Genomic DNA, 22,868 nt, shown 5'->3' with positions numbered 1-22,868 from the left:
ACCCCGCCAGGGTGGCTCAGCGGCTCGCACACGCGTTCGAAGAGGCGGGATGGCATCTCGCCCCCACCGACGCCGAGATAGGCCCGGAGACGGACGCACAGCCGCCCACGTAGGGGTCCGGACCCTCGGACCCCGGAACCCCGCACACCCTGCTACTGTCTGCCATGCACGACAGACGTTCGTGCATGGCAGACCCACTCGAAGGAGAGTGCCCATGGCCACCGCCACCGCCGCCGAGCGATTCGCCGCCATGGTCAACACCGCCGGGCCCGTCAGCCTCTACCGCGGCGCCCCCGGCCCCTGCCACATCTGGACCGGCGGAGCCCGCAGCAAACGCCCCCACGACGCCGGGCAGTTCGGCGAGTACTACGGCGCCTTCTGGGACGGCACCCGCACCGTCCGCGCCCACAGCTACGCCTACGAGCAGGCCCACGGCCCCATCCCCACTGGGCTGGAGATCGACCACCTGTGCCGCCGCCGCGATTGCGTCAACCCCGCCCACATGCAGGCCGTCGACCACCGCACCAACACGCTCCGGTCGGGCGGCCCCTCGGCCATCAACGCGCGCAAAACCCACTGCGCGCACGGCCACCCCTTCACCCCCGACAACACGCGGACCACCGAGGGATACCGCCGGTGCCTCACATGCACCCGCGCCCAAGCCCGTGCCTACCGCGCCGCCCGCACCACCACCAAGGAGGCCGCCTGATGGCAGGCGAAACCGTCATCACCATCGTCGGCAATCTCGTCGACGACCCCGAACTCCGGCACACCCCCTCCGGCGCCGCCGTCGCCAAGTTCCGCATCGCGTCCACCCCCCGCACCTTCGACCGCCAGACCAACGAATGGCAGGACGGCGAGAGCCTGTTCCTCACCGTAAGCGTCTGGCGCCAGGCCGCCGAGAACGTCACCGAGTCGCTTCACCGCGGCACGCGCGTCATCGTCCAAGGCCGGCTGAAGCAGAGGTCCTACGAAGACCGTGAGGGTGTCAAACGCACGGTTTACGAGATCGACGCCGACGAAATCGGCCCGAGCCTCCTCCGTGCCACCGCCACTGTCACCAAGCGCAGCGGGGGCATCCCCGGACGCACCGCCCCCGGCACCGACCCCTGGGCCTGAACCACCCCACGACCACCCCATGACCACCGCGCGCCCGGTCACCGAACCGGGCGCGCGCACCCGAAAGGAACCCCATGCACACCGACACCACCACCACCGCCCCCACGGACGCCGAGGTCATCGAGCACGCCCGCACGGTCGGCCTGGTCGAGCCGGAGAAGGCGCCCGCGATCGTGGCCGCCGTCCGGGACCACGCCGGCCGTGGGGACGGCACCGTCCGGCACGTTGACGAGGACACCGCCCCGGCGCCCGACGACGACGACCCGTTCGCCTGGCTCGCGCGCACCCTCGGGCGGAACCTTCGCGTCCTCCGCCGCGCGCGCGGCTGGACTCGGACCGACGCCCTCGCCGCGTGGCAGACCGCCACCGGCCAGACGATCTCCCTCGACCAGTGGGGAGCGCTGGAGCGCGGCCACGGCCGCCGCACGTGGACCGCCGACCGCATCGCCCGCGTGATGGCCACCTTCGCCGTGCTCCCGCACGAGTTCATGCAGCCCATGGCCGCGTGCGACCACTGCGACGACGCGCCCCCGCCCGGGTACAGGTGCACCGAGTGCGGCGCCAAGACCCCCCGCTGACCACCCCGTAACCGGCCCGGGGCCACCACCGCCCCGGGCCCACCCGACAGGAGCCCATGCACATGGCCCGCATACCCGACGCCGTCGCCGTCGCCTCGCTCGACACGCACCGCCTCATGCTGACCATCCAGAACGACGGGTTGGTCCACATCTCCTCGAACTTGAGCCCCGACGACGCGGCGGCCCTGCTGCGCAAGATCGCCCGCAGCTGTGAGGACCGCGCCGGATTCACCGACCAGACCAGCGCCCCGGGCGCCCTCGACGCCGCCACCGTCCGCGAAGCGCTCGACTTCAACGCGGCCGACCCCGACCCGGCCCTGACCACACTCCGCGATGTCGTCCTCGACCGCGGCCTGACCCGCACCCCCGCCCAGGCCCTCGCCGCCGCCCGCATCATCCTCGAAGCACACACCCGGCAGCTTGCCGCGCTGATCGCCGCCGAGCACGACCGCGCCGAAGCCGCCCACGGCCTGTCCCGCTCCACGCGCGGACTCCTCACCGGGTACAGCAGCGCCCGCCGCGCCCTCGACCGCCACGCCGACGCCCTCGCCCGCGAGCAGGACACCGCCGAGCAGATCGAGAGCGACCGATGAGCACCCCACTCGGCCCCGGCGCCGACCACTTCACCGAAGCGAGCATCCGCCGCGCCGCCTGGCTGGAGGCCGCCCGCACCGCCGCCGAGGCCGCCCTACGCTTCACCACCCCCGCGGAGTTCGCCGCCGCCCGCGGAGCACTGGAAGGGCTCTCCGACCGATTCCGCCGGCTCGCCGACCACTACACCACCGCCGAGCAGCCGGCCGGACTCACGTGGGCCGCCCGCGCCGACCACGCGGTCCACTTGTACGCGCGGACCGCGATCGAGCGGGACGACGCCCGCACCGAAGCCGCCCGGCTCCGCGCCCGCATCGCCGAGCTGGAGCAGCGGGACGCGTGGCTGACCGCGCTGGAGAGCGCCGGGGTCGACAACTGGAGCGGTATCGACCACGCACTCGAATTGCACCGCTCCCCGTGACCAGCGCCCGCAAGTACCGGCCCCGGTGGCGCCACTGGTGCCACCGGGCCGGCATCCTCCCCTCCGCCGCCCTCACCGAAATCGGGGTGCCCTTCGGCACCGCCCGACAGCGCCGCCGCCGCGCCGACCGAGCCCTGCACCGACTCGCCACCCGCGGCGCATGCCCCGACCGATGACCGCGGGCCCCACGGCCCCCCGCCCGCACCGCCGCCGAAGCCGACGCCCGCACCCCGCAGTCCCATCCGCTCCGCCGCCCGCTGGCTGAGCGACCTGATCGGAGACATCCTTGAGTAGCCGAGCCCGCCGCCGCCGCACCGCGGCCCAGCGCACCGCCGCCGTGCAGGCCCGCCGCGCGTCCACCGCCGTGCTCCTCGCCCGACTCGCCCGCGGCACCGTACCGACCGCCGCCGAGGTGACCGCGCTCACCGCCGCCGTGCACGCCGAGCAGCAGGAACGCGACCGCTACGCCGAGCAGTCCACCGCCCACCAGCGAGCCGCCCGCCGCGCCGACGAGCGCACCGCCGCCGCCGAACAGGCGATACGCGAGGCCGAGGCCGACCAAGACCGCAGTCTGCGCGGGCCCCGCGCAGACCTGCACGTCGTCGACGAGGTCAGCGCCGTCCCGGTGGTGACCGCCCGATATCTGTCGCCGGCCGGTGAACCCCTCCGCGGGCAGGTGACCGTCACGGTGCCCCTGGACCCCGCAGGGCGCATCGCCGTGCCCCTGCGCCAGCAGGCCATTGCCGACGACACGGTGTCGGATCGCATCGCTCAGCTCCGCGACCAGACCACGGAGGCCATCGCCGCCGGGATCGAGACCCTGACGCGCCGCGCCCGCCGCGCCGAGCGTCAGCGCGACGTGTGGGTGCGCGCCGCCCACCAGGCGCAGGCCGAGTCCGACCGGTACAACCTCGCGTGGCAGTCCGCCCGCCTCCGGGCCAGCATCCACGCCGAGACCGCCGCCGAAGCTCAGGTCCGGTGCCCCCGGCACCCGTTCATGCAGACCCTCACCGGCGGGGTCTGCGTCTACTGCCTCCACGCCCCCCGCTGGACCGGGCCCGCCCGTACCGGCGTCGGCCCCACCGCGGACGCGCTCCAGGCGCACGCCGCAGCACTCGTGCAGCCCGGCCCGGCCCCCGACGACGCCGACACCGCGCCGGCCGGCCCGCACTGCCAGTGACCACCCCCGCCGCCCCGGGCACCCGCCCCGGGGCGGCGCCCACCACCAGGAGCAGCGCCCCGTGAACCGCACCATCGCCACCGCCACCGCAACCGCCGTCGCGGCCCTCGCCCTGGCCGCGTGCGACAGCTCGACCGCGTGCGCAGCAGGGGGCCGGCCGGCCCCCGTTCCCGCGCCGCGCGTGGCCCCCGCCAAGCCCGCCAAGCCCGGCGGGGTCGTCGTTGTCGTTCCCCCCGCCACCACCTGCCAGTGACCACCAGGAGCAGCGCCATGCCCACCCCCAGCCCCCCGCCCGCCCGCCGCGCCGCCGTCGACCTGGCCGCGCTACGCGAGCAGTGGGGCGATCTCCTCGCCGCGATCGAGACGCCCCCGCCCGGGGAGTGGCCCCCGCGCGACTCCCGCGCACTCGGAGCCGCCCCCGAGCCGGCCGAGCCAGGAGAAACGATCGGCCGGGTCCCGCTCACCCTCCGCGAGCACCCCGCGCCCCTGAACCTCACCGCCCTCGACGCCGCCGAGCAGATCGAGAGCGACCTGTTCGAGCAGGCGGACGCGACCGCCGAGCGGGTGCAGCACTGGCCGGACATACCCGACCACCCCGGCCGGTGGCACCTGCCCACCGTGCGCACCGCCCCCGCCCCCGCCGGGCCGATCCTCACCGGACCCGACACCCGCAGCGCCCGGGACCGCCAGGCGTACGCCAAGCACGGCCGCCGGCCGGCCCGCCGCCGCCCCGGGCACTATGCCGACATCATCAGCGTGGCCAGTGCAGGCAGCCGCGCCCACGGACTCCACTGGGCCGCAGTGTGGCTGGAGGGCGTGGTACTCGGGGAGAACCCGGAGTGCTGCGCGCCGCCGCCCGATCTGGTGGACCGGATCGCCGCCGTCGCCGCCCAGTGCCGCCGCCGACTGGAACGGACCCTCGGGCGCGACGGGCGCCGGCTCGGGGTGCTGCCGTCGCCGTGCCCGTGGTGCGGGGGGGAGCTGACGGGCCGGGCGTACGCCGGGGGTGAGCCGCTTGTGACGTGCGGGACGTGGGCGTCCTGCCCGGCGCCGGCGGCGCTGGAGGACGGGCGTCGCACGTGGCGGGGGGCCGACCTTGCCGCGCTGCACCAGGCCCTCGCCGCGGCGGATGCCGCCTAACCCCCACCATGAACCCCGGTTCACTCAACTTGTGAACCGGGGTTCAGTCGTGTAGCGTCGCGTCCACGCCGGACACCACACGGCGACACCACACCCAGCAGGAGCACCACATGCCCATCACCATCCCCGGCGCCCTCGCCGACCACCTCACCACCACCCCGCCCACCGACGCTGAGACCGCCGCCGCCCTCGACGCCGCCCGCCGCGGCCGAGGCCGCACCCTCGTCATCGTCCCCACCAGCACACACGTGCTGCACGTGATCAGCCGCGCCGCCGAACAGATGCGCACCGCCCCCGGAGCCACCCGCACCCAGCACGACGCCGCCCGCGCCTGGTTCAGCCGCGCCGGACACGCCCCCGCAGACACCCCGCCCGCGGCCAGCAGGCGCCCGACCCTCACCGACCGCGCCGGAGTCCGGTACGCCCTGGTCGGGAAGGGCCGCCGGGTCCACCTCTCGCCCAACGACGACACCCTGTGCGGGCGCGAGGTCACCGGATACACCGACGGCCCCGACAAGCGGCACCCGGAGCTGTGCGCCCCCTGCGTCACCGCCGCGGAGAAGCGCGCGCACCGCCGCGCCCTTGCCGACGCCGCCGAGCGGGCCAACGCCGCCCACCGCGCGGCCACGGAGCACGCCGCCGAGGCCAACGCCGGCACGTGGCGCGGCGAGTGGATCGGCGCGCAGGACGACGCCGAGACCCTGTTCCCCGTCGAGCGCGACACCGAGCAGGGTGCCCTTTTCGCCGACCGCGCCGCCGTCGAGCCGGCCGCCGTCGAGCAGCGCGTCGTCGAGGGCGTCGTCGTCGCGCACGTCGGCACCGCCGAGGGAAGCACCCCGAGCAACGCCTCGCACCCCGACGTCGCCGCCGCCCGTGTCCCCCTTGCCCGCCTTGCCGCGGCGACCATGACCGATCACCACGACGTGACCGAGCCGAGCGAGACCGAGCGCACGGTGCGCGGGTACCTACTCGACCCGCGCGGGCAGGGCCGCGTCGCCCTGTACTGGCTCGAAGAGGGCCGCATCGTCCGCCGCGACGACAAGGCGTACGGGGCGAGCCTCGACTGCCTCGCATGGACGATGGAGCGCGCCGGCTGGACCGTCGACCCGATGCTGCGTTCCTCGCGGTGCGTGTTCGCCTACCGCCCCGACGAGGACGACGCGCCGGCCGTCGTCGAGCCGGCCGCGCCCGAGTGCTTGCACCGGATCGCCGTCCACCCCGACGCGTCCGGAGCCCCGATCAAGGCGTGCGCCCGCGCAGAGTCCACCCAGGACGTGGGGGTGTTCACCGACGAGGGGTGCACCGAGGCGTACGACTGCGCCGTGCAGGCCGCCAACCGGGCCGCCGAACTCAACGCGGAGACCGACCACCCGGGCGACGACCCCACGCACACATGGCATCCGATGTGCATCGACCACCGCGACGCCGAGCAACCCGCCGCCACGTGCACCGAGTGCTACACCGACTGACCCAACCCAACCGGCCCGCCCTCACCCCGAGGGCGGGCCCGACCCGCAGGAGCAGCAGATGCACCACGACCAGGACGACGAGCCCAACCCCGCCACCTACGACGCCTACCAGGACCGCACCCGGGCACTGTGGACCGGACCCCAACTTGCCCGCGAGATCACGCGCACCGCCCTCGACACCCCGCAGTATGCCCGCGGCATCCTCCTCACCATCGCCGACTTCGTGCACGACTTCACCGCCGACCACGCCCCGCCCACCGCGAACCCGGCCACCACCCCCACTACCCTCGCCGCCGCCGTCGCACTCCGGGACGCCGGCCGCGCCGCCGAGCCGCGCATCCCCACACTCGTCGCCCGCGACCGCGCCCACGGACGCCCCGTCGCAGAAATCGCCGGCGAGCTAGGCACCAGCACCACCTACGTGCACCGCCTCATCCGCGACACCCCCTGGACCGGATACGTGGTCTGCTACACCGAGGCAGACGACGGCACATGGAGGGAGCGGGAGCAGGAGCACGGCGCCTACCACGGCCCCGCCGCCGTGGTGGCCGAGAAGCACCACGCGCAGCACCACGCGCAGCACGAGGACGCCCTCCCGTGGGCAGAGCAGGGTCTCTGCGTGCACGTGTGGGTGCTCCCAGACGGAACCGACCCCACCACCCCGCCCACCCCGCCCACCACGCCGCCCACCGTGACCACCGGCCACCCCGACCACCAGCACTGACCCCAGGTACACAGCGGCCCCGGCGGACACACCACGTGCCCGCCGGGGCCTACCGAGTCAGGGCCCTGAAACGGCGCCCACAGCGTACCGCGCCGCGCCCGGTCACCGAACCGGGCGCGCCCGTCCCCCCGCTTGCGGCCCGTTACCGTTCCGTGATCTAATCCGGGTGACCTCACCGTGCCCGGAAACGGGCCGAAGCCCCCGCCACCACCCGGCGGGGGCTTTCCTCATGCCCACACCCCGGAGACGCCGTGTCCGACCTTGCGCACCGCTTCACCCACCACCCGCCGACCGGTGACCGCGCCGCCACCCACGCCACCCTGCGGGGCGCCTGCCACGGTCTCGCCGCCACCGTGATGGACCTGTGCCCGCCCGGCCGTGAGCAGGCCCTCGCCCTCACCAAGATCGAAGAGGCCATGTTCTGGGCCACCGCCGGGATCGCCCGCCAGGAGACCCCGTGATCGCCTACCGCATGCCCCCGGCTCGACTCGGTGAGGCCGCCTACCAGGCGTACGCCGCCGCCGTCGACAACGTCAGCGTCAGCGGTGATCCCCTCCCCGCTTGGGGCGACCTCCCGACCCGCATCCGCGCCGCGTGGACCATCGCCGCCGAGCAGGTGCGGCACCACGTGCACTCCGAGCCCTGAACCGCCCGGGGAGGTGACCAGTGGCCACCTCCCCCAAGAAGGCGACCGGGCCGATCACGGACGCCGAGCGCCGACGCGTCAAGCAACTCCACGGCAAGGGCCTACCCCGCAACGAAATCGCGCGAGTCTTGGGCCGCTCATACGGAGCCGTGTCCAAGGTCGCCCGCGATCTGGGCCTCACTTTCGACCGCGCCGCCCAGGTGCAGGCCGCCACCGCCGTCCGCACCGCCGACCTGTCCGCCCGCCGCACCGCGTTCGCGGCCCGCTTGCAGGACATCGCCGAGCGCGAGGCCGACAAGCTGACCGCCCCCACGGTCTACTGGGACTGGGGCGGCAAGGAGCACGACTACGACCAGCGGGAGCAGCCGGAGCCGCACGCCGCGGACCGCCGCAGCATCATGGCGACGATCGCCACCGCCGTCGACCGGTCCCTGAAGCTTGTGCCGCCGAAGGAAGACGGCGGGCAGGAATCCCGCAGCGTCATCGGCGACCTGATGGCCGGTCTCGCCCGGGACTACGTCGCCCGGCACGGCCAGGCCCCGCCCGAACCCGACGAGGGCACCCCCGACAGCGAGCCGGCCGATGCGTGACCGACCCGCCCTCGCCCTCTCCCCGAAGCAGATCGACAGCATCATGGAAGCGCGCGCCTTCCAGAACATCTGGGAAGGGTCGGTGCGCTCCGGGAAGACAATTGCGTCTCTCCTCCGATGGCTCGATTTCGTGGCCGACCGCCCCGTAGGCGGGGAATTGGTAATGGTCGGGCGCACCCGCGATTCCCTCGCCCGAAATGTGTTCGGGCCCCTCACGGACCCCAGCATTTTCGGATCGATCGCACGGGATATCACCTACACCAACGGCGCCCCCACCGCGAACGTCCTGGGGCGCGTGGTTCACGCCTTGGGCGCGAATGACGCGCAGGCCGAGCCGAAAGTACGTGGCCTGACGTGCGCGGGTGCGTACGTCGACGAACTCACCACCCTGCCCAAGAGTTTCTACGACCAGCTCACCGCCCGGTGCAGCGTCCAAGGGTCGGCGATCTTCGGCACCACCAACCCCGACAATCCGAACCACTGGGCGCGCAAGGAATACCTACTCCGCCCCCGTGAACAACGGCTTCGCACATGGCATTTCGCCATGGACGACAACCCGGGATTGTCCGAGTCGTACAAGGCCCGCCAACGCGCCGCACACCGAGGGCTCTTCTACAAGCGGAACATCCTCGGACTGTGGGTGATGGCCGAAGGCGCCATTTACGAAGCCTTCGACGAAGCCGTACACGTCGTCGACGAACTACCGGAAATGCTCCGGTACTGGCTCGGCATCGACTACGGCACCGTCAACCCATTCTCCGCCATCCTCTTCGGTGAGGGCGTCGACGGCTGCATGTACGCGGTAGCCGAATGGCGCCACGACTCCCGAAAAGCGCAGCGGCAGATGACCGATGCGCAGTACTCGGCAGCCGTCCGCGAATGGCTCCGCGAACTTGACGTTGTGCCGGAGTGGTCTTTCGTCGACCCGTCCGCCGCATCCTTCATCCGCCAGGCGTACGACGACGGATTCCCCAACCTTGCCAAGGGCAAAAACGAGGTCAGCGACGGAATTCGCGATGTCGCATCCCTCCTCGCCGCGGGCCGGCTGAAAATCCACCGATCCTGCACCGGGCTCATCGAAGAATTCCCCGGATACGTGTGGGATGAGAAAGCCGCCGAAAAGGGCGAGGACAAGCCCGTCAAGCTGAATGACCACAGCGTAGACGCGCTCCGGTACGCGGTGCACTCCACCGCGCACGAGTGGCGCCACTACCTCACCCTTGCCGCGTAGGAGGCGCCGTGAACGCCCGGTTTCCTCAGTCCGTGACCTTTGCGCAGATGCAGAACGCGTGCGACGCCCTCGGAGTCCCGAGGGGCAACGTCCGCTCACTGCGCATTGAGGCCCACGGCCCCGAGGCGGGGGTGACGGTCGGCCTGGCCGTGCGCGACCGCTCCGGCCGCTGGATAGCCGCCCACGACCACACCGCGCTCGTGGCCTACGTCCACCTGCCCATCGAGCTGCGCCAGGAGGTGACCACCGATGGCCCTACCTGACCCCAACTCCCCCTGGCCACCCCCCGAGTGGGCGGATACGTACGCCCGCATGCGCGTCGACGACGCTTGGTACTCCGGTGACCGGGCACGGCTCATCAGCGTGCACCAGGACGCCGCCGAGCAGCGCCGCCGGGGGTTCCTCCGCCGACTCTGGGACCGGCGCCCCGCCGACCAGAGCCGGCCCCGAGACGGCCGGCTGCACATTCCCCTCGCAGGGGACATCGCGGCCACGTCCGCGCGTCTGCTGTACGCGAAGATGCCCGCCATCACCGTCACCAACGCGCCGGCCCAAGCGCGGCTGGAAACCCTCCTCGACGAATGCGGCGTGCACCAGACGCTCATGCACGCCGCGGAGCAGTCCGCGGCCATGTCCGGCGTTTTCCTGCGGGTCACGTGGAATCGGGACCGGTACGACCGGCCCCTACTGACCGTGCAGCAGCCGGATCAGGCGATCCCCGAATTCCTCTTCGGGGATTTGTGGGCTGTGACTTTCTGGCGTGAACTCCCGGGCTCCGGCCCGGGGACCGTGTGGCGGCACCTGGAGCGCCACGAGAAAGGGCGCATCACCCACGCCCTGTACCAGGGCACCAAAGATAATCTCGGGGCGCGCCTGCCGATCGCTGCGCACCCCGATACCGCCGCTCTGGTGACCGCGGACAAGACCGCGCCGGGCACGGACGGGGTAGTCTCGACCGGGCTTTCCGGCATGACCGCCGTGTACATTCCGAACCTCCTCCCGAACCGGCTGAACCGGAACAGCCCGTGCGGGCGCTCCGACTTCAGCGCGCCGATCTACGACCTGTTCGACGCGCTCGACGAGACATGGACGAGCTGGATTCGGGATCTCCGCCTTGCCCGCGCACGACTGGTCGTCCCGGACGGTTACTTGACGAATTTCGGGCCGGGTCAGGGCGCCGGATTCGATGACGACCGCGAGGTCTACCAGGGCTTGAAAATCGCCCCGGGAGATCCCGGATCGGGTATCACCATCGCCCAATTCGCCATCCGGGTGGAGGAGCACGCGCGGACCGCTGAGGCAATTGTGCGTCAAGCGACCGGTAGCGCCGGATACTCCCCGCACTCCTTCGGGCTCGACAGGGAAGGGCCGGCGGTCACCGCCACGGAGATCGAGGACCGCGCCCGAAAGTCGCTCGACACCCGCACGCAGAAGGCGGGTTACAACCGGGGGCCCCTCGCACAGATTCTCGGGACCCTGCTGGAGGCCGACGCGAAACTTTTCGGCCGCCCCCACACCGCGGAAAGGCCGGCCGTCGAATTCGGGCCGGCCGTCAGCGAATCCATGCAGTCCCGGGCCACCACCGTGGAACTCATGGGCCGGGCGCAGGCCGCATCGCACGAGACGAAAGTCCGCTACCTGCACCCGGAATGGGACCAGACGCAGGTGGCCGCGGAGGTAGCGGCGATCGTCGCCGAGACCGGAGTACCGGACCCGGTCGGCAACTTCCCCATGTAGTCAGCGCCGGTGTTGACGCCACCACAGCGGCGGCGTGTTCTTCCACTCCCGGCACTCCGGGCACCGGCACCGACCGAGCCGGTACGCGGACGACGTGCCATGGTCCAACTCCGGCGCCCGGCCCGCCATCAAGGCCCGGTCCAGATCCTCTACCCACCGCTTACTGAAGGCGCCGTAACCGTGGACCCGCTGGTGTGTGATCTCCAGAGCCTCACACACATCGGAGATGTGCTCCCCCTCCGTCAGCCGCTCCAGCACATCCGCCCGCACAGGCTCAGGGAACTTCGCCGCCGACCGAGCCCACCGTGCCCGGAAGTCTGTCTTCCGCCGGATCTCCCTGCACCGCGCGCACCGACTATGCCCGTGGTCGGGGGGCAGCGGCACCGAGCAGTGCTTGCACCGGTAGCCGTCCCCAACCTCCGCCGCCCTCCGCCTCCAGTACACGCACCCGCGGCACTTGGCACCGCTCGTCGACCGCCAGCACAGGCAGTCGGGACACCGTTCAACAGGCACAGCTTTCCCCCTTCTCCGGGTCTCCCCCGCTAGCGCGGGACAGCCAGCCTACCTACCGGAGAGAGGGGGAGCATGCCCATCCACCCCGGCATGGTCGAAGTCCTCGCGGCCGGCACCCGGGACCTGTACGCGGGCGCCGAGGAACGCCTACTCGCCCTGATCGCCAGGCAGTTGGGGCAGGGGCTCGACGCCCCAGGGTGGGCAGAGCAGAAGCTCTCCGCCATCCAGCAGATGCGGCGTGCCGCGCAGGCCGTCGTCACCGAACTCGACCGCGCCGCCGCCCTGGAGGTGTTCGAGGCCGTCGCCGACGCCTACAACGCGGGGCACCGCGCCGCAGCGGTCGAGCTGGGCGCCGTCGACGACGACACCCGCCGCCAGGTCGACGACGTGCTGCCCCAGGCGCAGGCCGTCGACCGGCTCGCGCAGGAGACCGTCGACGTGGTCACCGCAACGCACCGCGGCATCCTCCGCGCCGTCGACGACGGATACCGGCGGGTCGTCGCCGAGGTCGCGTCGACCCCGCTACTCGGTACCGGCACCCGCCGGCACGCCACCCAGGACGCCATGCGCCGATGGGCAGACCGGGGCGTCACGAGCTTCACCGACCGGTCCGGCCGCCGATGGGCGCTCACCTCCTACGCCGAGATGGCCGTGCGCACCGCCGTGGGCCGCGCCGCCACCGAAGCGCACACCCGGACCCTCACCGAGCACGGCGTAGATCTGGTGGTCGTCTCCGACTCCCCGCGCGAGTGCCCCCTGTGCCGCCGGTGGGAGCGGAAGATCCTCACCATCGGCGGCCCGCCCGGGGCCCGCACCATCGAGGTCGAGCACGCGACCCGCGACGGAGAGATGCTGCCGGTGCGCGTCGCCGGGTCGCTCGACGAAGCCCGCCGCGCCGGACTCCAGCACCCGAACTGTAGGCACTCGACGAGCGCGTACACGCCCGGCATCACCCGCACCGACGACGCCCGACCCGACCCCGAGGGGTACGAGGCAGGGCAGCGTCAGCGGGAGATCGAGCGGCATATCCGGCGGCACAAGAACCGCGCCGCCGCCGCCGTCGACCCCGCCGCCAAGCGCGCCGCGACCGCCAAAGTCCGCGCGTGGCAGAAGGCGCAGCGCGACCACCTTGCCGAACACCCCCAGCTCCGCCGCAACCCCGCCCGGGAACGGATCGGCGCCGGGAACCTGCCGGACGCGCCGAGCAGCCCGACCCCCGCCGGACTCGCCACCGCCCGCGTCTGGTCCGGAGACGAACGCACCCTGGGCGAAATGCCCACCGAGGCGATTGAGGCCGCTGTCCGGTCAGGGCGGCTGGACGCGCGCGGGATGCACCGCGCCGCGGACGAACTTGACCGTCGCGACCCGGTGCCGATGCCGACGCCGGCCGCGACCGGTGACCCGGTGGCGGACATGCTCGCCGACCGGGATGCCCTCGCCGACGCGATGTCGCCGATGCCCGACCCGGACGGGTGGGGCCGACTGGCCGACGACGCGGATTTTGCTGCGGATGCTGCGGCCCTCGCCGCCGCCGCCGAGCAGTCCGGGGAGTCAACGGATGAGCGGCACACCATCACCCGCCGCGAGGCGAGGGAGCTGTACGACGAGTACGTCTACCGTCAATTCCTCGCGGCCGAGGCCGACTTGAGCGGCTACCTCCTCACCAAGAAGGCCGCCGCCGCCGGTCATGCCCCGGTCGGTCTGTTCTCGGGGCCGGCCCGGATCGCGTACGCCCGGGCGTCCGACGAGCTGAAGGCGTGGTGGGCGCAGCACGGCCGCCTCACCCAGGCCGAGTTCATCGAGCAGGTCACCGGCCAGACCCAGCGATGGGCAGCCGGAGCCCGCAAGAACGAGAGCGACCACCAGAACCGGAGGTGACCCAGTGGGCACCCGTGCCGACATCGCCACCGCCGTACAGGAAGGCCGGGCCGCCGCCAGGCGCGCCGACCCGGTCACCACCTGCCCGCACCCGGCCACGTCCGTCCTCCGGACCGCGTGGATACGCGGGTACGCCGCCGCCCGCCCGGCCACCGCGCCGGACGAGTAGCACCCCCACATCACCACCCCGAACGGGGCCCCCGCCAGGCGCAGGGGCCCCGTTCGCATGTCCGCACCCGGTCCGCCAGGCGCGGCCCGGGCCAGGCCCCAGGAGGGCACCCACCATGACGACTCCGATCCCCGCCGGCCCGCCGGCCCCGACCGGACAGCCGGCCCCCGCCGCCCCGCCGACCCCGCCGGCCGCACCCGCCCCGGCCCCGAGTCCGGCGCAGCAGCCGGCCCCGCCCACCGCGCCGCCGGCCCCCACCCCGCCGACGCCCGACCCGCAGACCGTCGAGTCCCTGCCCCAGTGGGCGCAGCAGCTCATCAAGGGGACCCGCGCCGAGGCCGCGGACTGGCGCACCCGCTACCAGCAGACGCAGCAGCCGGCCCCCGCCGCGCCGCCGACCCCACCCGACCCGACCCCCGCCCCGGTGCAGCCCGCGCCGGCCGCCGAGGGCGACGTGTCCCGACTCCCCCGATGGGCACAGACCGCCGTCACCGGAGGCCAGGACGCCGCCCGCCAGCTCAGCGTGCAGTCCGCGGTCATCGCCGCCGCACCGGCCGCCGGGGCCGATCTCGCCGCCGTGCTCGACAGCACCGCCGCCATGACGGCCCTCGCCGCCGTCGACCCCGCCGACCCGGCGGCCGTCACCGCGGCACTCACCGCCGCCGTGCAGGCGAACCCCCGTCTCCGCGCGCACGCCGGCCCCCCGATCGGCGGCGCCGACTTCACCACCACCGGCCCCCAGGTGGTCACCGCCGAGCGATTCGCCGCCATGCCCTACGCCGAGCGCGTCGCACTCCACCAGTCCGACCCCGAGACCTACCGCCGACTGGCCGGGTCGTAACCCGCCCCGGCCACCGCGCCGGGCCCCAACCGCCCGGCCGCCGGCCGGAGAAAGCGAGCAACCACCGTGCCCCAGACCACATCCGCGCAGATGATCGTCCCCGAAGTGTGGGGGGACATGGCCCAGGCCGCCTTCCTCGGGCGGGTCCGCGTGGCCGGATCGGCGGCCGTCCTGGAGGACAACACCCTTCAGGGCGCGCCCGGTCAGCGCGTCCACTTCCCCAAGTGGGGCGCCCTCAGCGAGCTGGACGAGCTGTCCGAGACCGTCGCAATGGTCCCCACGCAGATGTCCACGGACGACTCCACCGCCGAAATCAAGGAAGTCGGCAAGGCCGTCGAGATCACCGACAAGTCCCGTCTCGTCGGTCTGGGCGACCCCGAGGCCGAGGCCCGGAGGCAGTTCGGAGTCCTCGCCGCCCGCAACGTGGACGCAGCCCTGATCGCGCAGGCGCAGGCCGACGAGACCGCCCAGGGCGGAAGTAACCCCCTGAAGTTCACCACGGCCGCGGGCAAGACCAAGTTCACGTGGCTGGACGCCGCGGTCCCGGCCATCGGCCAGTTCGGAGACGAGTGGGAGCCCGACGACTTCGCCGGACTCTTCATCCACTCCACGCAGATGGGCGAAGCGATGGCCGACCCGCAGTTCATCGACGCGTCCAAGCTGGGGAGCGGCGCCAGCGCCGCCGTCACGGGCAGCATCGGCCGCATCGGCGGAGTGCCCGTGTACGTCACCAACCGGCTCGGGGCCGGCACGTTCCTGCTGATGAAGCGGGGCGTGCTCGGGCTGCTGTACAAGCGGCGCCCCCTGGTGGAGGACGACCGCGACATCCTCGCCCGGTCCACGGTCATCACCACGACCCTGCACTACGCCGTCAAGCGGCTGAACGACCGCGGGGTGTGCGTCGGCACCCTCGCGAACATCTGAGGGCGCGATGCTGCTGCGCAGGTACCACACCAGCGAGGACGAGCCCCCGCACCCGCCGCCGAGCGGCGACGAGGACGGCACCGGGCCGGGCGACACCGAGCGCCCGGCCCGGTCCGCACCGCGGGCCGACTGGCTCGCCTACGCCGCCCGCCAAGACCCCGCCGACCACAGCGGGCTCACCAAGGCCGAGCTGATCGAGCAGTACGGGGGGTGAAGTCGTGCCCCGGATCTACGCCACCCCCGAGCAGTACACCGCCTGGTCCGGGGACACCACCCCACCCCCGGACATACACCGCCAGCTGGCCCGCGCGTCCGAGGACGTGGAGGACGCACTCCTCACCGCGGTGTACGCGGTCGACGCACTCGGCATGCCCACGGACCCGGACGTCCTCACTGCCCTCGCTGACGCCGTGTGCGCGCAGGTCGAGTACCAGGAGGCGTCCGGGGACGACGGCACGGGCGCGGGGGGCCGGTGGGGGTCCGTCTCCATCGGCTCTGTCGCCCTGTCCGACCGGCGGGATGCCCCGCAGGCCGCGGGGGAAGTTGATCTTGCGCCGCGCGCGCACCGTGCGCTGCGCCGCGCCGGACTCCTCCCGGGGGTGATCTGGTGACCCGCCGAGTGCCCCGGTGGCTACTCCGCCACCGGATCACGATCGAGCCGTACGAGGGCGATTCGGCGTACGGGCCGCTGCACGGGCCGCCCGTGCCGGACGTGCGGGCCGCCGTCGCCGAGGGCCGCCGTCTGGTCCGGGACCAGGAAGGCCGCCAGGTCGTCTCCACCGCCCAAGTCGTCCTGGAGGTAGGCACGGTGTGCCCGCCCGAGTCCCGGATCACCCTGCCGTCCGGCCGCGTGACGCGCGTCCTGTCGGTGGCCGAGCACACCGCGCCGGGGCTCCCGGTGCCCGCGCACCTGGAGGTGATCTGTGAGTAGGACACGCGTCCGCTGGAACGGCCCGGCGGTGCAGGGCGCAGCGCGCGCCGGGGCCGTCCGCGGCCTACGGCTCGCCGCCGAGCACCTGTTGGCCGAGTCGCGGCGGCGGGTCCCGATCGAAGAAGCCACGCTGGAGCGGTCCGGGGTCGCGTCCGTCGACGAGGGGGCCCTGATCGCAGGCGTCTCCTACGACACCCTGTACGCCCGCCGGCAGCACGAGGACATGACCCTCCGCCACGACGCCGGCCGGACCGCCAAGTACTTGGAAGGGCCGGCCGCGGAGGAGGCGGACACGATGCAGGAGATCGTGGCCGCGGAGATCAGGCGGGCGCTCCGTGGGTGACGTGGTCGACGGGATCGCCCGTTTCCTCGCCGCCCGCGGCCTGGTCGCCTACGACCCCACCGGCCGGACCGGTGATCTTTTCGTCGGCACCATGCCGGCCGGCCCGGATGCCGCCGTCGCCCTCACCGCCTACGGCACCGACACCCCGACCGCGCCCGACGACGACGACCACCGGGTGCGGCTTCAGATCCGGGTCCGCGGCGGGACCGACCCGCGGGTCTCCGAGGCCCGGTGCCGCGCCCTGCGCGACGCCCTCCACGGACAGGCCGGAGTCGAACTCCCGGGCGGGGTGTGGCTTGTCCTCGCGACCGCGCCGCTCCCCTCACCCCTCGGGCCGGACGCCACCGGCCGACACGAGCACGTCACCAATGCCGCCTTGGACGTGGCGGCACCCACTACCCCCTAGGAGGCCCCTGCAATGGCAGGCACCACCCAGGCCATAGACGCCCGGGGATGGATTTTCGAAGTCGAGGACGAGGAAGCGGCCACCGAAACATGGCTCCCACTCGCGGGCTTGACCTCTTTCACCTGGAACCCGGCCGAGAACGAGGAGACGGCCGAAACCGCCGCTTTCGAGTCGGATGGTGCCTACGAAGAGGACACCATGCAGCGGGGCGCCAGCATCACCGTGGAGGGTCTGCGTCGCGTGCTGAAGGGGTCGGGCGCTCAGGACCCGGGGCAGGCGTATGTGGATGGCCCGTGGACGGACCGCGTGGGTGAGGGCAGCCGCAATCGGGTGCGATTCCGCCACCGGACGCAGACCACCGCGTGGACCGTGTGGGAGGCCACGGTGTCCCCGGGTGAGCAGGGAGGCGACACCAACAGCAAGTCGACGTGGGGCGCAACCTTCAAGCGCTGCGGATGGCCGACGACGATGCCGGTGGTGGTCATCCCGTGATCGACGAAGACCTGTACGAGCCGGTTGCGGACCCGGGCGCGGACGGCGGCGGTGAGGACCTGGACGCGTTCTTCGCCGAGGAGGCGACCCGGCGGCCCGGGCACTGCTTCACCCTGTACGGCCGCGAGTACCGCCTACCCGACAGCGTGCCGTTGCTCTTCACGCTCCAGTCGGAGCGGCTACGCGACAGCTCCGATCCGGCGGACATCCGCCGCATGCTCGCCCCCCTGGTGGGCGCCGACGCGCTCGACACCTGGGCCGCCGCGGGCATGACCGACCGACAGTTCGGGATCACCCTGCTGTACGCGTCGGCCAACACCGCGGCGGCCGGGTCCATGACCCTGCCGCGGGCCGCGGAGCTGTACGACGAGCAGCAGGCCCGGCGGAGCGCCGAGGGGGAAGCGCCGCGCCCGGCACCGAACCGGGCGGCCCGGCGGGCGACCACGAACACGAAGAAGAAGAAGGCGGAGCGCGGGCGTTCTGGAACGCGGTAGCCCGCCACTGGGCAGCAGTCGAGGGGGACCTCAGCCGCGAGCACCGGGTGTCCGCGGCTGAGTTGGCGGGCATGTCGACCCGTCGGTTCCTGGTCCTGATCGGCAGTCTCGGGCCCGACGCCCGGTTCCCCCGAGCGTGGCAGCGCACACCGCGCCATGCGTCCGCCGCTGAGATCGCCAGCATCACCGGCCAGCCCGCCGGACCACCCGAGGAGGTGATCCAGTGACGCTCACGGTCGGCGAGATCCTGTCGACGATCGAGGTGGACGCCCGGCCGATGGAAGCGGGTCTCCGGTCTGCGGAGCGCCGCGCCGAGCAGGCCGGGCGCGCGATCGGGGACGGAGTCGAGGAAGGCGCCGCCCGCGGGCTCCGCGGGGTCGGCGCCCAGTTCGAGGAGGCTGGGGCCCGGGCGGGGCGGGAGATGGCCGAGGCCGCCGGGGACGCCGGGGGTCAGGCCGCGGACGCCGCGGGCGGGCAAGTCGCCGGCCGGATGTCGGAGTCCCTGAAAGCGGGGCTCGCAGGGGTCGGGCTCGCCGCGGGCGCTCTACTGATGCAGGGATTCACCCAGGCTTTCGACAAGGGCCGGGTCACGGGCCGTTTGGGTGCGCAGCTTGGCGCGACCCCGGCGGAGGCGCAGAAGTACGGCAAGATTGCCGGAAAGCTTTACTCGGATGCGGTGACGGAGGATTTCCAGTCGGCCGCGGACACGATATCCGCCGTGATGCGTGCGGGTATCGCTCCGCCGGGCGCGACGGAAAAGCAGCTCGAATCCCTCGCCACGAAGGTCAGCGACCTTGCGGGGACTTTTGAACTTGACCTGGGGCAGACCGCGAACGCGGTCGGGCAGACCATCAAAACGGGCCTGGCGAAGGACGGGGCGGAAGCGCTCGACGTTTTCACCAGGGGACTCCAGAAAATGGGCCCCCGTGCCGATGACCTGATGGACACCTTCAACGAGTACGGCGTCCAATTCCAGCAATTGGGCTTGGACGTGAAAACGTCCACGGGTCTCATGGCGCAGGGCTTGCAAGCCGGTGCGCGCGATACTGACGTGGTCGCAGACTCGCTGAAGGAATTCCTGCTCATCACGCAGGACGGGGGCGAGGAAGCTAGCGCCGCGTTCGCGAAAATCGGCCTTTCCGGCAGTAAGATGCGGGACGTCTTCACTAAGGGCGGTCCGGAAGCAGGGAAGGCGCTCGACAAGGTTTTTGACGGCTTGCGCGGAATCAAGGACCCGGCGGAGCGAAGCGCGGTCGCCATGGACCTTTTCGGAACCAAGTCGGAGGACACGCAGCGCGCTTTGATGGCACTTGACCCGTCGAATGCGGTCAAGGCTCTGGGTGAGACCGGTGGGGCCGCCGACAAGATGGGGAATTCCCTGCGGGACAACGCGGGGGCCAAATTTGAGGCATTCAAGCGCGGGTTGCAGACGAGCGTAGTCGATTTCCTGAACAGCCAGGTTATCCCCGGCTTTGATCGGGTGGGCGGCGCTATCAGCCGCATGTGGGAGCAGGCGGGCTCCTCCGCAGGTGGCGAAGGGCTCGCCAACCGGATCATCGCCTTCATCCCGATGCTCGGGGAGAGAGTGTTCGAGGCCCTGAAGGGCCTTGCTCCGAAGATCACTTCGGGGCTTTCTTCTGCGGGTCAGAGTGCCGCTGAGTGGGTTATGGCGAACCCTACCTCGGTTTTCAAGATAGCCGCTATCGGCGCCGCCCTGGCCCTCGCCGTGGTGTCGCTCCCTGCGCTGGTCGCCGCAGCATTCTCGGCAGCGGCCATTACCATCATGGTCGGCTTCGTGACCCGGATGGTAAATGGTGCGGTCAACGCGCTTTCGTCCCTGGGAAACACGTTCAGCGGTTGGTTCGGGGGGCTTTGGTCCCGGTACATTTCGGGGCCCGTCTCCCGCGCGGCCGGGTCGTTCATTTCGTACGTGCAGGGACTCCCCGGGCGGGCAAGCTCCGCGCTTTCCGCACTGGGGTCGTCGCTTGCCACGAGGGCATCGTCCGCGTGGCAAGCATTCAAGGACGCATCGGCCCGCAAGGGGTCCGAACTCATTTCTTGGGTGCGCGGAATACCGGGCCGCATTTCTGCGGCGATCGGTAATCTCTCCGGTCTGCTGGTGGAGAAGGGCCGAAATGTTGTTCAGGGCCTCTTGAATGGCATCAAATCCATGGGCGGATATCTGAAATCTCAGCTCACCTCATGGGCGAAATCAGCTATCCCCGGCCCGATCAGTAAGGCCCTCCGAATCGGGTCCCCCTCGAAGTTGATGCGCGATCAAATCGGCCGGTGGATTCCCGCCGGCGTGATTCAGGGCGTGCAGCGCGGGCGCGCCGCTGTGGCGCGGGTTATGGAAAATCTGGTGCCCGCTCCGACCTTGCCGACCGCGCCCGCTATGGCGGTCGCTGGTGGCGCCTACGGAATGCCGTACGGCGGTGCCGGAATCACCCCGCAAGGGGGCGCGGCGCGCGTGCAGATTGAGCACTGGCACGCCGCCGAAAACGGCAGCCCCGACGACAATGCGCGCGCGCTGGAATGGCTTGCGAAGGCGAGGGGGTGAAGCGTGGAACTCCTCGTCGACGACCTGAAGGTGACCCGGCCCGGGCATGTGCAGTACGGGGATTTCCTGCTGGGGCCGGGGACCCCGTACCGGTGGCGCGCGATCACCGGGTGGGGGGACCTGCCCGGGCTCGACTCGGGCACGGTGCCGCGGCCGGACGCGCCCGGCGCCTACCCGGGCCGGCTCCTCGCCCAGGCGCGCACCATCGGCTTGGACGGGCTGATGGTGCGCGCGCCGCGGGCCCGGATCGGCGCCACCGTGCAGGCCCTCGAAGACGCCACCGTGCCGCGGGACGACGAGATCCCGCTCGTGGCGTGGCTGGACGAGCGGGGGCCGCTCCTCGTGCACGCGCGGGCGATGCGCCGCCTGGTGCCCGCGACCCTCGGGTACACGGTCGGCCTCATCACGGGCGGGGCGATCGAGTGGGAGGCGAGCGACGCCCGCCGGTACGCGGTCGACGCCGAGGAAGTGACCCTCGAACCCCCCGCGCCCGAATCGGGGTTGGTGTGGCCGCTGACGTGGCCGCTGAACTTCGGGACGCCGGGCGCGTCCGGCACGGCCACCCTCACCAACCGCGGCAACGCCCCCACCCACCCAGTGATCGCCTTCCGCGGGCCGATGGTGCTGCCGACGCTCACCAACACGGCGCGCGGGGACGCGCTGGAGTACGACCTCCCACTGACCGAGGACGACGTACTCGTAGTCGACACCGGGGCCGGCACGGTCACCCTCAACGGCACCGCGTCCCGGATCGGCACCGCCACCGCCCGCAGCGTCCCCGAGCAGACCTTCACGCTCCCGCCGGGCCCCACCCCGCTCGTGCTCCGCACATCCAGCGGCGCCGGGGGCACCTGCACCATCCGCTACCGACACGCCTACTGGTGAGTAAGTGAGGCCCCGCACATGGCCGTTCAGGCTGCATGGCTCCTGCCCACCGGGCAGACCCGCGAAGACACCCGCGCGGCCCCCGTGGGGGCGATGACGCCCACCGGGCCCGTCGTGTCCCGGGACGGAGTGATCCCCGGCGGGGCACCGTTCGCCGCATCGGCGGGCGGGGCGATGGCCGTCACCATCGGAGTCGGCCGCGCCCTCGTGCAGGGCACCGCCGCGCAGGGCGCCTACCCCGTCGCCGTGACCGCACCGGAAACCCTGGCCCTGGAGGACGGGGAGGGCATGCCGCGGCTGGACACGGTCGCCCTCCGGGTCTACGACGGGCTGTACGACACGTCCGGCCAGTCCGCCGCGGCCCTGGTCGTGGTGAAGGGGACGCCGGGTGCGACCCCGGTGTCTCCGGTGCTGCCCCCGACGACGCTCCCGCTCTGGGACATACGCGTCCCCGCGGGGGCGTCCGCGGCCGTGGGCGGCATCCCCTGGGCGACCGCGCTGACGGACCGCCGCCGGTACACCGTCGCCGTGGGCGGCATCGTCCCGCCCGGCGGGTCGTCGTCGTGGTCGGGATCGTACGCGGGGCAGTACCGGGACCGGTCCGGGGTGCTGGAGCGGTGGACGGGGTCGGGCTGGACGACGTACCGGGCGCCTGCGGAGTCGCCCGCGCAGATCGACTCCGGGTTCACCCTCGCTACCGGGTGGTCCCTGAATTCCTTCTACGCCCGCAAATCGGGGCGGGTGGTCACGACCACGGTCTACATCAAGCGCACCGGGTCCCCGATCAGCGACAAGGACAACATCCCCGACACCGAATTGGGGCGCCTTCCCGCGAATTGGCGGCCCGAATTCAACATGGAAACCATGGCGGGCGACGGACACGGGCACGGATCGGTTCTCGTGGAATCGGACGGACTTATGACGCTGCGGTCGTGGTCCCCGAACGTGATCCTCGCGACGAACAACAACTTGCGCTGTTCGGCGACTTTCGTGCAGTAGAAAGGGG

31 protein-coding genes and 1 pseudogene are annotated in these 22,868 nt (G+C 72.4%); all 32 read left to right on the top strand.

Annotated features, from left to right (window positions below; all coding sequences use genetic code 11):
- Positions 1–214 precede the first annotated feature (214 nt).
- Positions 215–709 carry an HNH endonuclease signature motif containing protein gene (locus ACSMX9_RS22705; protein WP_445396482.1) on the top strand — a complete coding sequence of 165 codons (495 nt, stop codon included), beginning with the start codon at positions 215–217 and terminating at the stop codon, positions 707–709.
- Positions 709–1,086 (top strand): annotated as a pseudogene (locus ACSMX9_RS22700) (single-stranded DNA-binding protein); the annotation flags it as partial. The gene ACSMX9_RS22705 and the pseudogene ACSMX9_RS22700, both read left to right, overlap by 1 nt.
- Positions 1,087–1,193: 107 nt before the next feature.
- Entirely contained in the window at positions 1,194–1,697 is a 504-nt protein-coding gene (locus ACSMX9_RS22695) for a hypothetical protein (protein ID WP_445396480.1), read from the top strand.
- Between the two features lie 62 nt (positions 1,698–1,759).
- On the top strand, positions 1,760–2,290 hold the full coding sequence (locus ACSMX9_RS22690) for a hypothetical protein (protein WP_445396478.1): 531 nt from the start codon (positions 1,760–1,762) through the stop codon (positions 2,288–2,290).
- A complete protein-coding gene (locus ACSMX9_RS22685) occupies positions 2,287–2,709 on the top strand; it encodes a hypothetical protein (RefSeq protein ID WP_445396477.1) in 423 nt (140 codons plus the stop codon). The genes ACSMX9_RS22690 and ACSMX9_RS22685 overlap by 4 nt, the downstream gene beginning before the upstream one ends.
- Positions 2,706–2,885 (top strand): hypothetical protein, encoded by a 180-nt coding sequence (locus ACSMX9_RS22680; RefSeq protein WP_445396475.1) that lies wholly within the window; start codon positions 2,706–2,708, stop codon positions 2,883–2,885. Before ACSMX9_RS22685 ends, ACSMX9_RS22680 begins: the two co-directional genes overlap by 4 nt.
- Before the next feature lie 110 nt (positions 2,886–2,995).
- Positions 2,996–3,889: a hypothetical protein gene (locus tag ACSMX9_RS22675; protein WP_445396473.1), complete on the top strand. Its 894-nt coding sequence runs from the start codon at positions 2,996–2,998 to the stop codon at positions 3,887–3,889.
- A 61-nt stretch (positions 3,890–3,950) separates the two neighbouring features.
- Positions 3,951–4,142 carry a hypothetical protein gene (locus ACSMX9_RS22670; protein ID WP_445396471.1) on the top strand — a complete coding sequence of 64 codons (192 nt, stop codon included), beginning with the start codon at positions 3,951–3,953 and terminating at the stop codon, positions 4,140–4,142.
- A 17-nt stretch (positions 4,143–4,159) separates the two neighbouring features.
- Positions 4,160–5,029, top strand: coding sequence for a hypothetical protein (locus ACSMX9_RS22665; protein ID WP_445396469.1), 870 nt, complete (start codon positions 4,160–4,162; stop codon positions 5,027–5,029).
- A 110-nt stretch (positions 5,030–5,139) separates the two neighbouring features.
- On the top strand, positions 5,140–6,498 hold the full coding sequence (locus ACSMX9_RS22660; protein WP_445396467.1) for a hypothetical protein: 1,359 nt from the start codon (positions 5,140–5,142) through the stop codon (positions 6,496–6,498).
- 58 nt (positions 6,499–6,556) lie between these two features.
- On the top strand, positions 6,557–7,222 hold the full coding sequence (locus ACSMX9_RS22655; RefSeq protein WP_445396465.1) for a hypothetical protein: 666 nt from the start codon (positions 6,557–6,559) through the stop codon (positions 7,220–7,222).
- A gap of 251 nt (positions 7,223–7,473) precedes the next feature.
- Entirely contained in the window at positions 7,474–7,683 is a 210-nt protein-coding gene (locus tag ACSMX9_RS22650) for an Acb2/Tad1 domain-containing protein (protein ID WP_445396463.1), read from the top strand.
- Positions 7,680–7,868 carry a hypothetical protein gene (locus ACSMX9_RS22645; RefSeq protein ID WP_445396461.1) on the top strand — a complete coding sequence of 63 codons (189 nt, stop codon included), beginning with the start codon at positions 7,680–7,682 and terminating at the stop codon, positions 7,866–7,868. The genes ACSMX9_RS22650 and ACSMX9_RS22645 overlap by 4 nt, the downstream gene beginning before the upstream one ends.
- A gap of 20 nt (positions 7,869–7,888) precedes the next feature.
- Positions 7,889–8,458: a helix-turn-helix domain-containing protein gene (locus tag ACSMX9_RS22640; protein WP_445396459.1), complete on the top strand. Its 570-nt coding sequence runs from the start codon at positions 7,889–7,891 to the stop codon at positions 8,456–8,458.
- Positions 8,451–9,689, top strand: coding sequence for a PBSX family phage terminase large subunit (locus ACSMX9_RS22635; protein ID WP_445396458.1), 1,239 nt, complete (start codon positions 8,451–8,453; stop codon positions 9,687–9,689). Before ACSMX9_RS22640 ends, ACSMX9_RS22635 begins: the two co-directional genes overlap by 8 nt.
- Before the next feature lie 32 nt (positions 9,690–9,721).
- Positions 9,722–9,952, top strand: coding sequence for a hypothetical protein (locus ACSMX9_RS22630; protein ID WP_445396456.1), 231 nt, complete (start codon positions 9,722–9,724; stop codon positions 9,950–9,952).
- A 49-nt stretch (positions 9,953–10,001) separates the two neighbouring features.
- Entirely contained in the window at positions 10,002–11,426 is a 1,425-nt protein-coding gene (locus tag ACSMX9_RS22625) for a phage capsid protein (protein ID WP_445396454.1), read from the top strand.
- A gap of 585 nt (positions 11,427–12,011) precedes the next feature.
- Positions 12,012–13,817 carry a phage minor capsid protein gene (locus tag ACSMX9_RS22620; RefSeq protein ID WP_445396452.1) on the top strand — a complete coding sequence of 602 codons (1,806 nt, stop codon included), beginning with the start codon at positions 12,012–12,014 and terminating at the stop codon, positions 13,815–13,817.
- Between the two features lie 4 nt (positions 13,818–13,821).
- Positions 13,822–13,986: an Rmf/CrpP fold protein gene (locus tag ACSMX9_RS22615; RefSeq protein ID WP_445396451.1), complete on the top strand. Its 165-nt coding sequence runs from the start codon at positions 13,822–13,824 to the stop codon at positions 13,984–13,986.
- A gap of 115 nt (positions 13,987–14,101) precedes the next feature.
- Positions 14,102–14,827, top strand: coding sequence for a hypothetical protein (locus ACSMX9_RS22610; RefSeq protein WP_445396449.1), 726 nt, complete (start codon positions 14,102–14,104; stop codon positions 14,825–14,827).
- A 66-nt stretch (positions 14,828–14,893) separates the two neighbouring features.
- Entirely contained in the window at positions 14,894–15,751 is an 858-nt protein-coding gene (locus ACSMX9_RS22605) for a phage major capsid protein (protein ID WP_445396447.1), read from the top strand.
- 7 nt (positions 15,752–15,758) lie between these two features.
- Complete coding sequence (locus ACSMX9_RS22600; protein ID WP_445396445.1) at positions 15,759–15,965, top strand: hypothetical protein; 207 nt, start codon at positions 15,759–15,761, stop codon at positions 15,963–15,965.
- A gap of 4 nt (positions 15,966–15,969) precedes the next feature.
- Positions 15,970–16,362, top strand: coding sequence for a hypothetical protein (locus ACSMX9_RS22595; RefSeq protein WP_445396444.1), 393 nt, complete (start codon positions 15,970–15,972; stop codon positions 16,360–16,362).
- Positions 16,359–16,682 carry a hypothetical protein gene (locus tag ACSMX9_RS22590; protein ID WP_445396442.1) on the top strand — a complete coding sequence of 108 codons (324 nt, stop codon included), beginning with the start codon at positions 16,359–16,361 and terminating at the stop codon, positions 16,680–16,682. The genes ACSMX9_RS22595 and ACSMX9_RS22590 overlap by 4 nt, the downstream gene beginning before the upstream one ends.
- Positions 16,675–17,025, top strand: a complete 351-nt coding sequence (locus tag ACSMX9_RS22585; protein ID WP_445396440.1) for a hypothetical protein — start codon at positions 16,675–16,677, stop codon at positions 17,023–17,025. Before ACSMX9_RS22590 ends, ACSMX9_RS22585 begins: the two co-directional genes overlap by 8 nt.
- Complete coding sequence (locus tag ACSMX9_RS22580; RefSeq protein ID WP_445396438.1) at positions 17,018–17,431, top strand: minor capsid protein; 414 nt, start codon at positions 17,018–17,020, stop codon at positions 17,429–17,431. Before ACSMX9_RS22585 ends, ACSMX9_RS22580 begins: the two co-directional genes overlap by 8 nt.
- Before the next feature lie 12 nt (positions 17,432–17,443).
- Positions 17,444–17,923: a phage tail tube protein gene (locus tag ACSMX9_RS22575; RefSeq protein ID WP_445396436.1), complete on the top strand. Its 480-nt coding sequence runs from the start codon at positions 17,444–17,446 to the stop codon at positions 17,921–17,923.
- Positions 17,920–18,417, top strand: coding sequence for a hypothetical protein (locus ACSMX9_RS22570; protein WP_445396434.1), 498 nt, complete (start codon positions 17,920–17,922; stop codon positions 18,415–18,417). The genes ACSMX9_RS22575 and ACSMX9_RS22570 overlap by 4 nt, the downstream gene beginning before the upstream one ends.
- A gap of 71 nt (positions 18,418–18,488) precedes the next feature.
- Entirely contained in the window at positions 18,489–18,644 is a 156-nt protein-coding gene (locus ACSMX9_RS22565; RefSeq protein ID WP_445396432.1) for a hypothetical protein, read from the top strand.
- A complete protein-coding gene (locus tag ACSMX9_RS22560; protein ID WP_445396430.1) occupies positions 18,641–20,977 on the top strand; it encodes a phage tail tape measure protein in 2,337 nt (778 codons plus the stop codon). The genes ACSMX9_RS22565 and ACSMX9_RS22560 overlap by 4 nt, the downstream gene beginning before the upstream one ends.
- A gap of 3 nt (positions 20,978–20,980) precedes the next feature.
- The gene (locus tag ACSMX9_RS22555) at positions 20,981–21,862 is read left to right on the top strand and encodes a phage distal tail protein (protein ID WP_445396428.1); all 882 of its coding nucleotides are present in this window, start codon (positions 20,981–20,983) and stop codon (positions 21,860–21,862) included.
- 18 nt (positions 21,863–21,880) lie between these two features.
- Complete coding sequence (locus ACSMX9_RS22550) at positions 21,881–22,861, top strand: hypothetical protein (protein ID WP_445396426.1); 981 nt, start codon at positions 21,881–21,883, stop codon at positions 22,859–22,861.
- Positions 22,862–22,868: the final 7 nt, after the last annotated feature.

The sequence above is a fragment of the Streptomyces sp. LE64 genome (assembly GCF_052606915.1).
This window is presented reverse-complemented; position numbering and strand designations above follow the sequence as displayed.

Excerpts from the sequence above, each read along its gene's own strand:
- ACSMX9_RS22685 (WP_445396477.1), top strand. The coding sequence starts at position 2,287 with ATGAGCACCCCACTCGGCCCCGGCGCCGACCACTTCACCGAAGCGAGC.
- ACSMX9_RS22665 (WP_445396469.1), top strand. The coding sequence starts at position 4,160 with ATGCCCACCCCCAGCCCCCCGCCCGCCCGCCGCGCCGCCGTCGACCTG.
- ACSMX9_RS22690 (WP_445396478.1), top strand. The coding sequence starts at position 1,760 with ATGGCCCGCATACCCGACGCCGTCGCCGTCGCCTCGCTCGACACGCAC.
- ACSMX9_RS22625 (WP_445396454.1), top strand. The coding sequence starts at position 10,002 with ATGCGCGTCGACGACGCTTGGTACTCCGGTGACCGGGCACGGCTCATC.
- ACSMX9_RS22575 (WP_445396436.1), top strand. The coding sequence starts at position 17,444 with ATGGCAGGCACCACCCAGGCCATAGACGCCCGGGGATGGATTTTCGAA.
- ACSMX9_RS22620 (WP_445396452.1), top strand. The coding sequence starts at position 12,012 with ATGCCCATCCACCCCGGCATGGTCGAAGTCCTCGCGGCCGGCACCCGG.
- ACSMX9_RS22655 (WP_445396465.1), top strand. The coding sequence starts at position 6,557 with ATGCACCACGACCAGGACGACGAGCCCAACCCCGCCACCTACGACGCC.
- ACSMX9_RS22610 (WP_445396449.1), top strand. The coding sequence starts at position 14,102 with ATGACGACTCCGATCCCCGCCGGCCCGCCGGCCCCGACCGGACAGCCG.
- ACSMX9_RS22635 (WP_445396458.1), top strand. The coding sequence starts at position 8,451 with ATGCGTGACCGACCCGCCCTCGCCCTCTCCCCGAAGCAGATCGACAGC.
- ACSMX9_RS22660 (WP_445396467.1), top strand. The coding sequence starts at position 5,140 with ATGCCCATCACCATCCCCGGCGCCCTCGCCGACCACCTCACCACCACC.
- ACSMX9_RS22550 (WP_445396426.1), top strand. The coding sequence starts at position 21,881 with ATGGCCGTTCAGGCTGCATGGCTCCTGCCCACCGGGCAGACCCGCGAA.
- ACSMX9_RS22565 (WP_445396432.1), top strand. The coding sequence starts at position 18,489 with ATGTCGACCCGTCGGTTCCTGGTCCTGATCGGCAGTCTCGGGCCCGAC.
- ACSMX9_RS22705 (WP_445396482.1), top strand. The coding sequence starts at position 215 with ATGGCCACCGCCACCGCCGCCGAGCGATTCGCCGCCATGGTCAACACC.
- ACSMX9_RS22695 (WP_445396480.1), top strand. The coding sequence starts at position 1,194 with ATGCACACCGACACCACCACCACCGCCCCCACGGACGCCGAGGTCATC.
- ACSMX9_RS22600 (WP_445396445.1), top strand. The coding sequence starts at position 15,759 with ATGCTGCTGCGCAGGTACCACACCAGCGAGGACGAGCCCCCGCACCCG.